We start from the raw sequence: 13,371 nt of genomic DNA, 5'->3' as shown, positions 1-13,371 counted from the left end.
GGTTAGCCGCGACTCCCTACCCGGCCGACCGGCCGAAATTTGCGGCCCCCCCCCCCCCCGGCCCCGGGGGGCGGGGGGGGGGGCGGGGGGGGGGGCGCAACCCCCCCCCCGCGACGGTCACTAGCGCATCCGCTACCCCGTGAAAACGTTGCGGCGTTTGGTGAGCAGTTTGTAGAGCGTCTGCTGGATGGTCTCGCGCACTTGGTCGGTGACCTCGAACATGGTCATCGGGTCGTCGGCGGCCTCGGGCTCGTACGGCGCGGTCGGGATGGGGGCGCCGAATTCGATGTACCACTTCGACGGCAGGGGCACCGCCCCCAGCGGGCCGAGGTGCGGGAAAAGCGGCGTCACGGGGAAATACGGGAGACCCAGGAGCCGGGCCAGCGGCTTGAGGTCGGCCAGCTTCGGGTAGATCTCCTCGGAGCCGACGATGGAGCACGGGATGATCGGCACGCCGGTGCGCACCGCGGCGGCGACGAAGCCGCCGCGACCGAAGCGCTGCAGCTTGTAGCGATCGGTGTACTGCTTGCCGACGCCCTTGAACCCTTCGGGGAACACGCCGGTCAGCTCGCCGGAGCGCAGCAGCCGTTCGGCGTCCTCCCGGCAGGCCAGCGTGTGGCCCGCCCGGCGAGCCAGCACCCCGAGCACCGGCGTCTCGAAGATCAGGTCGGCCGCCAGCAAGCGCAACGCGCGCTGCTTGGGATGCCGATCGTGCACGGCTAGCTGCAGCATCAGACCGTCGATCGGCACGGTGCCCGCGTGGTTGGCCACGATCAGCGCGCCGCCGGCTTCCGGGAGATTGTCCATGCCGCTGACCTCCACCCGGAACCACAGGTCCGACAGCGGACGCAGGGCGGGCAGGATGACCGACTCGAGCAGATGCTCGTCGAAACCGAACTCGTCGACCTGGTAGTCGCCGGTGAGCCTGCGGCGCGCGAAATCCGCGGTCTTGGAGATCTGCTTGCCGAGCGCGCCGCGCAGCATGCCCGACAGCGACTGGGGCGCGGCGGGCGCGACCGCCGCGCGCCGCTCCACCAGCGACGTCACCGGACTCGAAGCGGCCAGCCTGCGTGGCGCCGGCCGCTGGCGCGCCTCGATCTGGAGGTCGTGGAGTCGGATGACTTTCGCTACGTCGTTCATTGGTGTGCTCCCGTACCGGCCCCGAGCAGGCCGAGCAGTTTGTGTTCTGCGGCGTCGATCCACGCTGGATCGACCACGGGCCGCAACGCTGCGCCCCCGATGAAGTCGTCGAATGCCTGCACCGTCGTCCAGCGCGGCACGAACCCGAATTCGGTGCGCATGCGCGTGGTGTCCAGGCCACAACCGAAGTGGAAATAGTCGAGCTGTTCGGCGGAGAACTCCCGCAGCACCGGGCCCATGAGCAGGCGACCCGCGGTGCGGAACACCGTGAAGGGAACGGGCAACTCGATCCGGCCCGCCCGCCGGACCGCCTGCGACAGCGACAGCGCGCCGTCGCCCGCGATGTTGTACGTGCCACCTGCCGCGCCGCGCGCCGCGTGGGTCAACGCGGCCACCGCGTCCTCCTCGTGCAGCAGCTGCATTCTGGCGTCCCGGCCGAATACGGTTGGGGTCACCGGCGAACGCAGATATTGCGCGCCGCGGGCGGCCAGCCGCGGGCCGACGATGGGGGCGAATCGCAGAATTGACGTGGCGATATCGGGGCGCCGCCGGGCCAGCCCGCGAACATAACCCTCTATATCGATCATGTCCCGCGCGAAGCCACCGCGCGGCGGTGTGCGCGCGCTCATTTCCTCGGTGAATTTCGCGGGATCCTTGGCGCTGCAACCGTAAACCGCCGACGAGGAGCGCAGCACCACCCGGCGCACCGAAGCCACCTTCTGGCACACCGCGAACAGCTGCATCGCGCCGAGGACGTTGTAATCCTTCATCACCGCGCGACCGCCGCCCGCGGGCGGGCGCGTCAGCAGCGCGGTGTGCACCACGGTATCCACCTCGCCACCATCGATCACCTTACGGATCAACGGATTTCGAATGTCCGCCCGGACGAATTCCGCGCGGCCCATGCGCCGCTGCAACTCTCGGCTCGGCGTCATCGTGTCGACGGCGAGGATCCGCTCGATCGCGGGTTGCTGGGCGAGGCGGGCGACGACCGTGCCGCCGAAGAACCGGCTGGCCCCGGTGACCAGCACGACCTTCGGCGCGTACACTTCCCGACCCTCAGAACTCACCGGCACCCGCTTTCCCTTGCCAGCCGCCCTTGTGATTATTCCCAGTGCCCAGCGTAGCGGTTACCTACCCGCGCACCGAGAGTATTAACCAGGATCTAACGATGACTTCAGTCACGTGATACAAACGGTGATTCCAAAATTTCAAGTTTCAAATAAAAGAGCCCGTCACCTATTGGTGACGGGCTCGCGCAGCTACCACGCAGCGATGCCTACTTGCCGAGTTTGCGCCGCTGAACACGCGTGCGGCGAAGCAGCTTGCGGTGCTTCTTCTTCGACATGCGCTTGCGGCGCTTCTTGATCACAGAACCCATAGGGTTGTCCTCGCGTTCTCTCTACTCGGCGCGCACGCTGCCCGTGCGCGATTGCCGGACGCCCGTCTGCCGCGCCCCGGCCGACGGGCCGGGGTCACTCGGCAAGCCTCACGCCCCGTGTTCGCGCCGCCGGATACCACGGGGCAACGAACAACGATGCCACCGGCGGGCGAACACGAACCGAGGAGCTATCGTACCGTCACGCCCCAGCGGTACCGAAACCGCCTCATCCGGCGTCGAAATAGGACGTTTCCAGATAGTCGTGCACCGCCTTGGCGTGCACCCGGAACGATCGCCCGACACGCACGGCGGGCAACTCGCCCGAGTGCACGAGCCGGTAGACCGTCATCTTGGACACCCGCATCAGACTCGCCACTTCGGCGACGGTGAGAAACTGGGTGCCGCCGCCGAGTACAGGTTGCCCCTGTGTCGCGGCCTCACGCTGTGCGCGGGAATTCCCCCGACCTGCTGCGGGACCGGAGCCGCCGGACGCTCCGGAATTCGCAGACATCTTGTTCGCAGACATCATTGCACCATTGACCTCCGGCACGTCCGCGCCGCCGGCTTCCCCACCGGCGGAACAGACACGCACGTGCTCCTTGAAGCTTAGCGGGACCAGTGGTGTTACTGCGACGGGTGTGAGAAATCGGGTTTTCCGATTTTAAACAGACCGGTCACTCCGCTGATGCGCCCTGTTCGACCGACCGTTCCTTCGATGCGAAGAGGGCTTCCCAGAATGCCGAGCGTAGTCCTCCGCGCTCGAGTTCGCGGATCGCGGCCGCGGTGGTGCCAGCGGGCGAGGTCACCGCGGCGCGCAATTCCGCCGCGGTCTGGGTCGAACTGTCCAGCAGGGCGGCCGAGCCGACCATGGTCTGCACGACGAGCTGGGTGGCCACATCCCTGGTGAGCCCGAGCCCGACGCCCGCGTCCACCAAGGCCTCGACGACCAGGAAGAAGTAGGCGGGCCCGGATCCGGACACCGCGGTGACGGCGTCCATCTGGCTCTCCACCACGGTGACCACCTTGCCGACCGCGCCGAGCACCTCGGCCACCAGTTCCAGATGCCGCTCGCGCGCATAGCGCCCCGGCGCGATGACGCTCATCCCCTGCCCCACCAGCATCGGCGTATTCGCCATCACCCGCACCACGGGGAACCCGGCGGGCATTTTGCCCTCCAGTCGAGCGGTCGGCACACCGGCGGCAAGCGACACCAGCACCTGATCGCGGTCGCTGCCGATCTCCGCCTTGCCCAGCGGCGCGAGCACGGCGTCCACATCGCCCGGTTTCACCGCGATCACCAGCAGATCCGCGCCGACCGCTGCATCGGCGAGGTCGTCGGTGACCCGGACGCCGAAGCGGTCGGCGAGCTGATGGGCCCGTTCCCGATGCGTCTCCACGACGACCAAATCCTTGGTCAGCCGCCCGGACTCCAGCAACCCGGCGACCAACGCCTCCCCGATGCGCCCGCCACCGATCACCGCAATTCTCGTCATGGGCCTCAAGGCTAGACGGCGCGCGCGGCGGCTCAGCGCTGGGGAACGAGCGCCAGCTGACGACTCTGCGCCACGACCGCGCCGGTCGAGTCCAGCACCAGCTGATCTTCGTCGAACATGCGCTCGCCCACCTCGTGCGTGGTGGCGACGATCCGCAGCCAGCCCGGCGCGGGCCTACGACGCAGGTAGGTGGTCATCTGCACGGTGGGCGCCCAGCCGAAGTGGCCGAGGTTCATCGGGACCGGCGGGCTCATGTCGGCGCTCATCATGGCGAAGTACATCGCGACGTCCGGGTCCTGCTCGTCGCCCGGTCGCGGACGAATCCACAGCCGCAGGCGCGGCTCGCCCTTCGCGCCCGCGAGGAAGCGGGCCCAGTCGCGGTCGAGATAGATGTCGGCGCCTCGGCCGACGTGCACGATGTCGCCCATCTGGGAGCCGGGCTCGTAGCCGATGGCATCGGCGGGCGGCTCCGTGGGCATGTCGGAGTGCTCGGGCGCGTAGATCGGGTTGGCGTCGTCGAGGCGGCTGAACGTCAGCGCCGTGCGCACCAGGACGCGGCCGTTCTGGACGAGGTCGGCGTCGGCCAGGCAGATCTGGCGACCGATCTTCCGCAGGCGCACCTCGTATTCGACCTCGCCGGGGTTCGGCGCGCCGAGGAAATCGGAACTCGCGGCGACCGGCGCCATCCCGACCAGCGCGGGATCGGCGGCGCGCAGCCAATTCGTCGCCGCGGCCGCGCTGCCCGCGACCATCGTCCCGCCGTGCACCTTCGGGCCGATGGTCCAGATGTCGTCGATGAAGCCCAGGTAGCGGCCGGTGTCCGGCGTCCGCGGCGGCGCCGGTTCCAGCGCGCACACCTGGCTGAACGGTGCGTCGGTCGTGGCCGCCGGGCCGAATTCGGCCGTCAGCTCCGTCGTCATCCTCACTCCTGTCCTGCGTCGACCGCACCCGATGGCGTCGTTCGCGGCCTCGCGACCACACTGTCGGCAACGGGTTCGTACAACGTACAACGCAACCGGCGACCAACCCCATGGCCACATACCGGAGTAGCGACGAGCGTCACATCGGTGGTTCGGGCGAGCTGTGCCGCGCGCCGGCGGGAGTGGGCGCGGCGGCCTCGGTCAGATGCTTGCGGGCGAAGGCCAGCGTGCGATGCAACATCTCGGCCCGCTCCTTGGTCGTGCGCGCGTTCTGCGTGTTGATCTCGGCGACGACCTGGCCGGTGAAACCGCTGCGGACCATGCTCGCGCACACTTCCACGCACGGCTGGGTGCCATCGCCCGGAACGAGATGTTCGTCGTGCGCGGCGCCTCGGCCGTCGGCAAGGTGCAGATGGACCAGACCCGCGCCCATGCGGGCCGCCAGCGCCAATGGGTCGGCTCCCGCGGTGGCGGTATGGGACAGGTCCAGGGTGTAGTGGCGGAACCCGGTGTCGGTCGGGTCGTAGGAGGGGCTGAAGGCGGTGAGCGCCGGACCCGGGCCACCACGGCGCTCCAGTCGGCGCACCGCGCCTTCGCGTCGGCCGAACAGCGTGTCCGCCCGCATCGGGAACATGTTCTCCACTGCCACGATCACCGGGCTGCTCTCCTCGAGCTCGGCCACCTGCGCCGCGAACCCGGCCGCATAGCGGCGCTGCCAGCGGAACGGCGGGTGCACGACAACAGTGCCCGCGCCGAGCGCCTGGGCGGTGTGCACGCTGCGCTCGAGCTTGGCCACCGGATCCGAACCCCATACCCGCTGCGAGATCAGCAGGCACGGAGCGTGCAACGCGAGCACCGGAACGCCGTATCTGCGCGAATACGCCTGCACGGTGGCGATGCTCTGGCTGGCGGGCTCGGCCCAGACCATCAGCTCGACGCCGTCGTAGCCGAGTTCGGCGGCGTAACGGAACGCGGCCTCCGTGTTCTGCGGGTACACCGAGGCGGTCGAGAGCCCCACCCGGATCTCCCTCGGCCGGGATGCGCCCCCGGTATCTCCTGGCGATCCCTCGCCCGTACGCGACCCGGTCTCGTTCGCCTGCCCGATATTCGCCACGACTTGCTCCATGCTCAGTTCGTGCTGAGAAGAAAGGCCAGTGGCCCCAGGGTGACGAAGATGCCCACGACGACGGCGATCACCGTGCTGAGGATGTCGTCGGTCCTGCGCAGGATCCGCACGAGGGCCACCAGGCCGAGAATCACGATCATCGCCAGGGCCAGCGCGACCCAGGGGAGCATCTCCCACATCCGCTCGAAGCCCTTGAACAGCAGCATGCCCGCGACGGCGGCGCCGGTGCTCTGGCCGCCGAGGATCATCCACTGGCGCCGGTTCTCGTCGTCCTCCGCCTTCTTGACGGCCCGGGACCGGCGCGAGGTGGCCCGGCTGGTGACGCGAGGTTCGTCGACGATGTCGTCCTCGTCGTCTTCGTCCTCGTCCAGCGCGATCGGCTCGTATACGTCGGTGACGCCGTCCAGTTCCGCGGCCTCGGCCGCGGCACGCCTACCGCGACCGCCTCTGCCGTTGCGCGCCGCCGCGCCGCGTTCGGCCCGGTCGACGCCGTCGCGCAGCAGGTCGCCCGCGACCGTCTGGCCGGAGAGCAACTGCTGATCCTGGCTGGCCAGCGACCACGCGGCGGTCGGGATGCCGACGGATTCCGGCGCGGAATCGGCCTGCGGCTTGTGCCGGCGGGCCGACCAGGCCGGTAGTCCGTTCTCGCCGACGCCCTCGCGGCGGGCTGATCTTCGATGTGCCTCCTGCTGCGGCTCGGGCGGAGCGGGCCTGGTCGGCTTCGGTCTCGGATCGGGCGGCGGCGGAAGGGGCAGCGGTTCCGATTCCGGGGCGAAACCGCCGGTGGACGGGGACCAGGCCGCGGTGGACGGACCGAGATCCTCGGCGGCTTCCGCGGCCTCCGCCGCTCTGCGCCTGGCCGCGCGCCCGCCCCTGGCGCCGTTGCGTTCGGGCAGCGGCGAACGGCCGAAGCCGGGTGCGTCCCGCTCTCCGTGGCCGTTGCGGCCCGGTTCACCGACCCCGCGGTCGGACAGCGCGTCCCGGCCGAACGGCTCGGGCGGGGCCTCGTGCCAGGACCGTACCTGGGTGGCCTCTTCTTCGGGTTCCTCCCGCCTGCGCCTGCGCCCCGAGCGCGGGGGCGTCTCGGGCACACCCGCCAGTGGGTCGGGGGCGTACGGACCGGGCGCGACCGAGAACAGATCGGACACCGGAGTATCCGGCGACAGCGGATCGAAGGACGTGCCGTGCCGCGAAGAGGGCATCTCCCGGCCGGGCATGACCCGGTTGGATCGCCCGGGCGGCGGATCGGCCTGCGGCGGGTCCGGCTGCGCGTAACCGGCCAGCGGGTCGTACATCGAAATCGGGCCCGACATGGGCGAATACGACGACGGATCGGGCTGCGGCTCGGGTGAGTAGGAAACCGGTTCCGGCGCGGGCGGATCGAAGGAGGGGGCCGCGTAGGCGGGCTCCTCCGCGTCGGAATCCGGCGCCGCGTGCGCGGAGTGGCCACCGCCGTCCCGGATGACCGGCAGGTCGCCGGTCAGTTCGGCGACGGAGATGCCACGGCCACTGCGGCGACGTCTGCCACCGCCGGACGAGCCTCCGCTCTGCTGGCCGTTACGCGCCAGCAGTTCCGCGACCGACAGCTGTTTGGAATCCTCGCTCATGACGACACCGTCCCGATCGAGCCCGGCGAAGGCGCGCCGCCGGGCGCGGGCCGACCGTCACCGGTCGCCGTGCCCGCTGAGTACGTTGCTTCGGGTCCACCATTCATATCGGTATCCAGTTTGCGCAGGATCAGCCCTTCACGCAGCGCCCACGGGCAAATCTCCAAAGTATCGAGCGAAAGTGCCCGCATACTCGCCTCCGCGACCAGTGCGCCGGCCACCAATTGCTGTGACCGATCGGAACTTACGCCTTCCAATTCTGCACGGTCCGCCGCCGTCATCCGCGAGATGAACGCAATCAGTTGGCGCAGACCCGAGCTCGTGAGTGTACGACGCACCCGCGGACCCGCCGCGGAGGGTGCCGCTCCGGTGAGCCGTGCCAGCGACCGGAAGGTCTTCGAGGTGCCAACGGCGAGATCGGGCTTGCCCGGCTCGAGCAGCTTCTTCGCCGGTACCACCAGCTCGGCGTCGAGCCAGTCCCGCAGCACGGCGACCCGGCGCTTGCCCGGCGGGTCCTCGCGCAGCCACTCCCTGGTCAACCGGCCCGCACCCAGCTGCAAGGACAGCGCGACGTCGGGTTCCTCGTCGCCGCCGTTGGTCATCTCGAGCGATCCGCCGCCGATGTCCAGGTTGAGAATGCGCCCGGCGCTCCAGCCGTACCAGCGGCGCACCGCGAGGAAGGTCAGCCGCGCCTCGTCGACGCCGGACAGCACCCGCAGGTCGACTCCGGTCGACTCGCGCACGCGACCGAGTACCTCCTCGGAATTGGCCGCCTCCCGCAGCGCCGAGGTGGCGAACGGCATCAGTTCGACGCATCTGGACGTCTCGGCGATGCTGGCGAATTCGGCCACGGTGTCGATCAGCCGCTGCGCGCCCGCCTCGGTGATTCGACCGGCGACGTCGATGTTCTCCGCGAGCCGCAAGGTGGCTTTCGTCGAGCTCATCGGCAGGGGGTGACCGCCACGATGCGCGTCCACCACGAGCAGGTGAACGGTATTGCTTCCGACATCGAGTACCCCAAGCCGCACATGAACACGGTACTGGGTGGTGCGGCACTTCAGCCCAGGCGACTGAACTGTTAGCGTCCTATTTCGTGACGGTAGGCGCATCACCGAGCAGCCCGACCCGGCCCCGACCAGCGGGGAAGATCGACCCGGCCCCGGAAGTCGATCCGGACTTTCCCCGTGAGTGGATCGAGTTCGTAGATCCGGCAAATGACGAGCATCTGATCGTCGCCGATCTCACTTGGTTGCTGTCGCGGTGGACCTGCGTGTTCGGCACCCCGGCCTGTCAGGGCATCCTGGCCGACCGGCCGGACGACGGCTGCTGCTCGCACGGCGCGTTCCTCTCCGACGAGGACGACCGCAAACGACTGAGCCGGGCTGTGAAGATGCTCACACCCGAGGACTGGCAGCTGCGGGACGAGGCGACCAACGCGCAGGGCAAAGTCACCAAGAGCGGCTACCTGGAACTCGACGAACTGGACGACGAGCCCGCGCTGCGCACGCGCCGGTTCGACAGCGCGTGCATCTTCCTCAACCGTCCCGGCTTCGCAGGAGGCATCGGCTGCGCCCTGCACTCCATGGCGCTGCGGCGCGGCATCGAGCCGCTGGAGGTGAAGCCGGACGTGTGCTGGCAGCTGCCGATCCGCCGCACCCAGGACTGGGTGGACCGGCCCGACGGCGTGCAGATCCTGCGCACCGTGATCACCGAATACGACCGCCGCGGCTGGGGGCCGGGCGGCGCCGATCTGGACTGGTACTGCTCCGGCTCTCCCGACGCCCATGTCGGCAGCAAGCCGGTGTGGCAGTCCTACGCACCGGAGCTGACCGAACTGATCGGCGCGCCCGCCTACGCGGAGCTGGCCAGGCACTGCAAGCGCCGCGAGGGCCTCGGCCTGATCGCCGTCCACCCGGCGACGGTGCACGCCGAGCGGATGCGCGAATCCACGGATCCGTTCGCCTGACCAGTTTGCCGGTCGGGCGCTCGGTCGGCCGCGGTCGGCGGACCGATTCGCCGGGCGGTTCACCCCGTCGCCATGCGAGCTTTACCCGGATCGGGTTTGATGTGCCGTTATGTCCAAGAAAGTTCTCACCGCGGCCACCATCGCCCTGGGCGCCGCCCTCTCGCTGACCGGAGTAGCCCACGCCGAGCCGAACGGCGACCCGCACAAGTTCTTCGACTTCACCACGGAGTTCGTGTCGGCCACCGATCCGGCCGCGGTCAACGCCAAGGCCGCGGGCAAGCTCCTGATCGCGAGCCCGTACGGCACCTCCCACACCATCGCCTGCCGCGGTACCAACACCGTCGATCTCTACGACTGCATGCAGGAAGACGATCTGGGCTGGATCACCCTGCAGAAGACCGAGACCCCCCTCGGCACCACGTGGATCTACGTCCCCTGACACACCGCTGAACGCAACGGCCGAGAGCACCGCAGTGCTCTCGGCCGTTGCGGGTTCTCGCCGCGCGGAGCGCTCACGCCTCCAGTTTGTAGCCCAAGCCGCGCACGGTGACCAGGTGTTCCGGCTTGGCCGGATCCGTCTCGATCTTCGAGCGCAGCCGCTTGACGTGCACGTCGAGGGTCTTGGTGTCGCCGACGTAGTCGGCGCCCCACACGCGGTCGATCAGCTGGCCGCGGGTGAGCACCCGCCCGGAGTTGCGCAGCAGGTATTCGAGCAGGTCGAACTCCTTGAGCGGCAAGGTGACCGGCTTACCGTTCACCATCACGGTGTGCCGGTCGACGTCCATCCGGACCGGACCCGCTTCCAGCACGCCGCTCTCGTTGGAGCCCTCCAGCTCGTCGCCGGCGCCTCGGCGCAGTACGGCGCGGATGCGCGCGATGAGCTCGCGGGCAGAATACGGTTTGGTGACATAGTCGTCGGCGCCCAGCTCCAAGCCGACCACCTTGTCGATCTCGCTGTCGCGCGCGGTGACCATGATCACCGGGACGCCGCTGCGGGTGCGCAACTGCTTGCACACGTCGGTGCCACTCATGCCGGGCAGCATCAGGTCGAGCAGGACGATGTCCGCACCGGACCGGTCGAACTCGGCGAGCGCGGACGGCCCGTCACCGACGACGGTGACCTCGAAACCCTCCTTGCGCAGCAGGAACGCGAGCGGATCGGCCAGCGACTCCTCATCCTCGACGATCAGAACACTCGTCATCTGCGTGCCTCCACACCATTCGGTCGGCCCGGTCCCAGAGGACGCGGGCTTGTTTCATTCGTGCCAACCACGGCGTCGTCGTGGTCGTCGTCGGCGCCTGCTTCGTGATGGGCGGGTATGCGCAAGGTGAACGTCGATCCGGTGCCCAACTTGCTCCACAGGGTGATTTCCCCGTTGTGGTTGGCGGCCACGTGTTTGACGATAGCCAGGCCTAGACCGGTGCCGCCCGTCTGGCGCGAACGCGCCTTGTCGGACCGGAAGAATCGCTCGAACACCCGCTCCTGGTCCTCTTTGGCGATGCCGATGCCGCGGTCGGTGACCGCCATCGCCACGTGATCGCCGCGCAGTGAGCGGCTCACCGACACGTGGGAACCGGCCGGCGAGTAGGCGATCGCGTTCTCCACCAGGTTGGACAGGGCGGTGACCAGCAGGGTTTCGTCGCCGAGCACCTCGAGCCCGCTCGGGCGGTCGGTGCTGACCGTGATCCCGGCGGCTTCGGCGGCGGTGCGGGAACGGTCGACCGCCTGCATCACCACGGTGTCCACGTCCACCACCTCGAGTTCGGGCAGTTTCTCCGCGCCTTGCAGGCGGGAGAGCGCGATGAGCTCGGTCACCATCTTGCCGAGGCGGCGGGATTCACCGAGCACGCGCTGACCGAAGTGTCGCACGGCGTCGGGGTCTTCGGCGGATTCCAGCAAAGCTTCGGCCAGCAGGCTCATGGCGCCGACCGGGGTCTTGAGTTCATGACTGACGTTGGCCACGAAGTCGCGCCGGGTGGCCTCCATGCGCGCCTGTTCGGAATCGTCGTCGGCGAACAGCACGGTGAAGGTGGTCTCCTCGCGCGACAGTTGCCTGGCGACCCCGCGCACCGCGATGCGGCCGCGGCCGGGGACCGGATTCTTGGCGGTGAGGTCGAACTCCGCGGATTCGCCGGTGGCCAGCACCTTCTCCACCGCGGCCCAGGCCCGCTCGTCGAGCAGGCGATTGCGGACCAGGCCGAGTTCCTCCGCGCGCGGATTGACCAGCACTACGTCGCGGTACTCGTCGACGACCGCGATCCCGCTCTCGGAGGCGAGCACGATCAGGTCGAGAACCTGGGACATGGTGAGACCGGAGTCGGCCTGCCTGCGCGCGGCCTGCCTGGCATTCACATACGGGATCAGTAGCCCGCCGACTGCCAGGCCGACGACAGCCGCCAAGATGGCCAGCAGCACGGCCTGGGGAACACTCACACTTGAATCGTACGGTCGCCGACCGGTCGGCCAACGCGGGGTACACGAAGTTTCGCGCAGGTCATAGGCCCTTCCGGCCCCGTTAGCCGCATGTTTACGCGCTGTTCGACGTCACGTATCCGCCTCGTATTCACCGAGCGGCCGGTTTTCTTCGTCGTCGGCCTCGGCCTGGGCCGCGTTCACCGACGCACCGTGCTTGTCCACCCACTCGCCCAGGGCGTAGATCGGGGTCAACAGGTCCACGCCCGCCTCGGTCAGCGCGTATTCGACCCGCGGCGGGGCCTCGGCGTAGCGGTGCCGGCGCACCAGCGTCATCTGTTCCATCCGGCGCAGCGTCTGCGTCAGCATCTTCTGACTAATGCCGCCGATGGCCGCGCGCAGCTCGCCCGGACGCATCGGCCCCTCGCGCAGCAGGTAGACGAGCACCGGTAGCCAGGAGTTGCCGAAGATGTCCACACCCATCCGGGCCGGGCAGTCGGATTCGAAGTCGCCGTAGGGCGCGTATTCCACCCGCTCGGCGCTGACCGGGTCGATCGGTACTGCGTTCACGGCTCCAGCTTGCCAGCGCCGTTGCGCACCTCCGGGTGCCTTTCGGATTTCCTAGCGTCGTCGTCGAACACATTTCGAGTCAGGAGTTCGAATGCGAATCGGAATCATCGGCGCGGGCGCGATGGCGCGGGCGCTCGGCGGCGGCTGGAGCGCGGCGGGGCACGAAGTACTCATCGGCGCCCGCACCGCCGCCGCCGCGGCGGAATCGGCGGCCTCGATCGGCGGGCGCGCCGGGAGCATCACCGACGCGGCGACGTTCGGCGACGTCGTGCTGCTCGCGTTACCGGTGCCCGCGCTGTCGGAGGTGCTGCACGCGACCGGAGAGCTGCTGGCCGGACGCACGGTGGTCGACTGCACCAACGCCTTCGCCCCGGATGCGGCGGCGCCGGAAGGAGCCACCGCCTTCGTCCTGGCGGAAGACGCTGTCGCGGAACGGGTCGCTGCGCTGGCGCCGGGAGCGCACGTGGTGAAGGCCTTCAACCTGTGCGCCGCCGAGGTGTGGCAGGCGAAGGCGCGCGTCTTCGACGAGCGCCGCCTGGCGGTGCCGCTGTGCGGTGACGACGAGGCCGCGCTGCGGGTGGTCGCGGGGCTGGCGGAAGACCTGGGATCGCGGGCGCTCCCGGCGGGCGGGCTGCACCGGGCCCGGTACCTGGAGGCGATGTCGGTGTTCACCGTCGGTCTCTGGTTCGCCGGGCACGACGCCCGCGCGATGTTCCCGCCCGTGGAGGCCGCGTTCGCCGTCGTCGACTGACCGC

15 protein-coding genes are annotated in these 13,371 nt (G+C 69.3%); 3 read left to right on the top strand and 12 right to left on the bottom strand.

The annotated features are described in order from the left end of the window. Positions 1–132 precede the first annotated feature (132 nt). From ACIHAX_RS24325 to ACIHAX_RS24285, 9 genes are all read right to left on the bottom strand, one after another. On the bottom strand, positions 133–1,140 hold the full coding sequence (locus ACIHAX_RS24325; RefSeq protein ID WP_364424315.1) for a lysophospholipid acyltransferase family protein: 1,008 nt from the start codon (positions 1,138–1,140) through the stop codon (positions 133–135). Beyond that, complete coding sequence (locus ACIHAX_RS24320) at positions 1,137–2,210, bottom strand: NAD-dependent epimerase/dehydratase family protein (protein ID WP_355071925.1); 1,074 nt, start codon at positions 2,208–2,210, stop codon at positions 1,137–1,139. Before ACIHAX_RS24320 ends, ACIHAX_RS24325 begins: the two co-directional genes overlap by 4 nt. Before the next feature lie 209 nt (positions 2,211–2,419). Continuing rightward, positions 2,420–2,521, bottom strand: coding sequence for a 30S ribosomal protein bS22 (locus ACIHAX_RS24315; protein ID WP_003402602.1), 102 nt, complete (start codon positions 2,519–2,521; stop codon positions 2,420–2,422). Between the two features lie 226 nt (positions 2,522–2,747). Then, positions 2,748–3,050: a helix-turn-helix domain-containing protein gene (locus tag ACIHAX_RS24310; protein WP_379254012.1), complete on the bottom strand. Its 303-nt coding sequence runs from the start codon at positions 3,048–3,050 to the stop codon at positions 2,748–2,750. Positions 3,051–3,195: 145 nt separating this feature from the next. Continuing rightward, positions 3,196–4,014: a pyrroline-5-carboxylate reductase gene (gene proC, locus ACIHAX_RS24305; RefSeq protein WP_397279682.1), complete on the bottom strand. Its 819-nt coding sequence runs from the start codon at positions 4,012–4,014 to the stop codon at positions 3,196–3,198. Between the two features lie 32 nt (positions 4,015–4,046). Beyond that, the gene (locus ACIHAX_RS24300) at positions 4,047–4,934 is read right to left on the bottom strand and encodes a thioesterase family protein (RefSeq protein ID WP_355071921.1); all 888 of its coding nucleotides are present in this window, start codon (positions 4,932–4,934) and stop codon (positions 4,047–4,049) included. Positions 4,935–5,073: 139 nt separating this feature from the next. Continuing rightward, on the bottom strand, positions 5,074–5,952 hold the full coding sequence (locus ACIHAX_RS24295) for a sugar phosphate isomerase/epimerase (RefSeq protein ID WP_355071920.1): 879 nt from the start codon (positions 5,950–5,952) through the stop codon (positions 5,074–5,076). A 110-nt stretch (positions 5,953–6,062) separates the two neighbouring features. Continuing rightward, entirely contained in the window at positions 6,063–7,667 is a 1,605-nt protein-coding gene (locus tag ACIHAX_RS24290; RefSeq protein ID WP_397279680.1) for a hypothetical protein, read from the bottom strand. Further along, positions 7,664–8,695, bottom strand: coding sequence for a Ppx/GppA phosphatase family protein (locus tag ACIHAX_RS24285; protein WP_355071917.1), 1,032 nt, complete (start codon positions 8,693–8,695; stop codon positions 7,664–7,666). The genes ACIHAX_RS24290 and ACIHAX_RS24285 overlap by 4 nt, the downstream gene beginning before the upstream one ends. A 65-nt stretch (positions 8,696–8,760) precedes the next feature. Between ACIHAX_RS24285 and ACIHAX_RS24280 the strand changes: the two genes are divergently transcribed. Both ACIHAX_RS24280 and ACIHAX_RS24275 read left to right on the top strand, forming a co-directional pair. Then, positions 8,761–9,633 carry a hypothetical protein gene (locus tag ACIHAX_RS24280; RefSeq protein WP_397279677.1) on the top strand — a complete coding sequence of 291 codons (873 nt, stop codon included), beginning with the start codon at positions 8,761–8,763 and terminating at the stop codon, positions 9,631–9,633. A 109-nt stretch (positions 9,634–9,742) separates the two neighbouring features. Beyond that, on the top strand, positions 9,743–10,072 hold the full coding sequence (locus ACIHAX_RS24275) for a hypothetical protein (RefSeq protein WP_355071913.1): 330 nt from the start codon (positions 9,743–9,745) through the stop codon (positions 10,070–10,072). A gap of 73 nt (positions 10,073–10,145) precedes the next feature. On the opposite strand, the gene ACIHAX_RS24270 is transcribed toward ACIHAX_RS24275, so the two are convergent. The 3 genes from ACIHAX_RS24270 to ACIHAX_RS24260 form a co-directional block, all read right to left on the bottom strand. Beyond that, complete coding sequence (locus ACIHAX_RS24270; protein WP_355071912.1) at positions 10,146–10,835, bottom strand: response regulator transcription factor; 690 nt, start codon at positions 10,833–10,835, stop codon at positions 10,146–10,148. Continuing rightward, positions 10,832–12,067 (bottom strand): ATP-binding protein, encoded by a 1,236-nt coding sequence (locus ACIHAX_RS24265; RefSeq protein ID WP_364424328.1) that lies wholly within the window; start codon positions 12,065–12,067, stop codon positions 10,832–10,834. The genes ACIHAX_RS24270 and ACIHAX_RS24265 overlap by 4 nt, the downstream gene beginning before the upstream one ends. A 111-nt stretch (positions 12,068–12,178) precedes the next feature. Beyond that, on the bottom strand, positions 12,179–12,616 hold the full coding sequence (locus tag ACIHAX_RS24260) for a winged helix-turn-helix transcriptional regulator (protein WP_397279675.1): 438 nt from the start codon (positions 12,614–12,616) through the stop codon (positions 12,179–12,181). A gap of 91 nt (positions 12,617–12,707) precedes the next feature. On the opposite strand from ACIHAX_RS24260, the gene ACIHAX_RS24255 reads away from it, so the two are divergent. Then, a complete protein-coding gene (locus ACIHAX_RS24255) occupies positions 12,708–13,367 on the top strand; it encodes an NAD(P)-binding domain-containing protein (RefSeq protein WP_364424332.1) in 660 nt (219 codons plus the stop codon). Positions 13,368–13,371 lie beyond the last annotated feature (4 nt).

This window comes from Nocardia sp. NPDC051929 (assembly GCF_044548645.1).
In the GTDB taxonomy this organism is placed as follows: domain Bacteria; phylum Actinomycetota; class Actinomycetes; order Mycobacteriales; family Mycobacteriaceae; genus Nocardia; species Nocardia sichangensis.
This window is presented reverse-complemented; position numbering and strand designations above follow the sequence as displayed.

Coding starts and splice junctions, on each gene's coding strand:
- ACIHAX_RS24325 (WP_364424315.1), bottom strand. CDS start 1,140: ATGAACGACGTAGCGAAAGTCATCCGACTCCACGACCTCCAGATCGAG.
- ACIHAX_RS24315 (WP_003402602.1), bottom strand. CDS start 2,521: ATGGGTTCTGTGATCAAGAAGCGCCGCAAGCGCATGTCGAAGAAGAAG.
- ACIHAX_RS24310 (WP_379254012.1), bottom strand. CDS start 3,050: ATGATGTCTGCGAACAAGATGTCTGCGAATTCCGGAGCGTCCGGCGGC.
- proC (WP_397279682.1), bottom strand. CDS start 4,014: ATGACGAGAATTGCGGTGATCGGTGGCGGGCGCATCGGGGAGGCGTTG.
- ACIHAX_RS24300 (WP_355071921.1), bottom strand. CDS start 4,934: ATGACGACGGAGCTGACGGCCGAATTCGGCCCGGCGGCCACGACCGAC.
- ACIHAX_RS24290 (WP_397279680.1), bottom strand. CDS start 7,667: ATGAGCGAGGATTCCAAACAGCTGTCGGTCGCGGAACTGCTGGCGCGT.
- ACIHAX_RS24275 (WP_355071913.1), top strand. CDS start 9,743: ATGTCCAAGAAAGTTCTCACCGCGGCCACCATCGCCCTGGGCGCCGCC.
- ACIHAX_RS24270 (WP_355071912.1), bottom strand. CDS start 10,835: ATGACGAGTGTTCTGATCGTCGAGGATGAGGAGTCGCTGGCCGATCCG.
- ACIHAX_RS24255 (WP_364424332.1), top strand. CDS start 12,708: ATGCGAATCGGAATCATCGGCGCGGGCGCGATGGCGCGGGCGCTCGGC.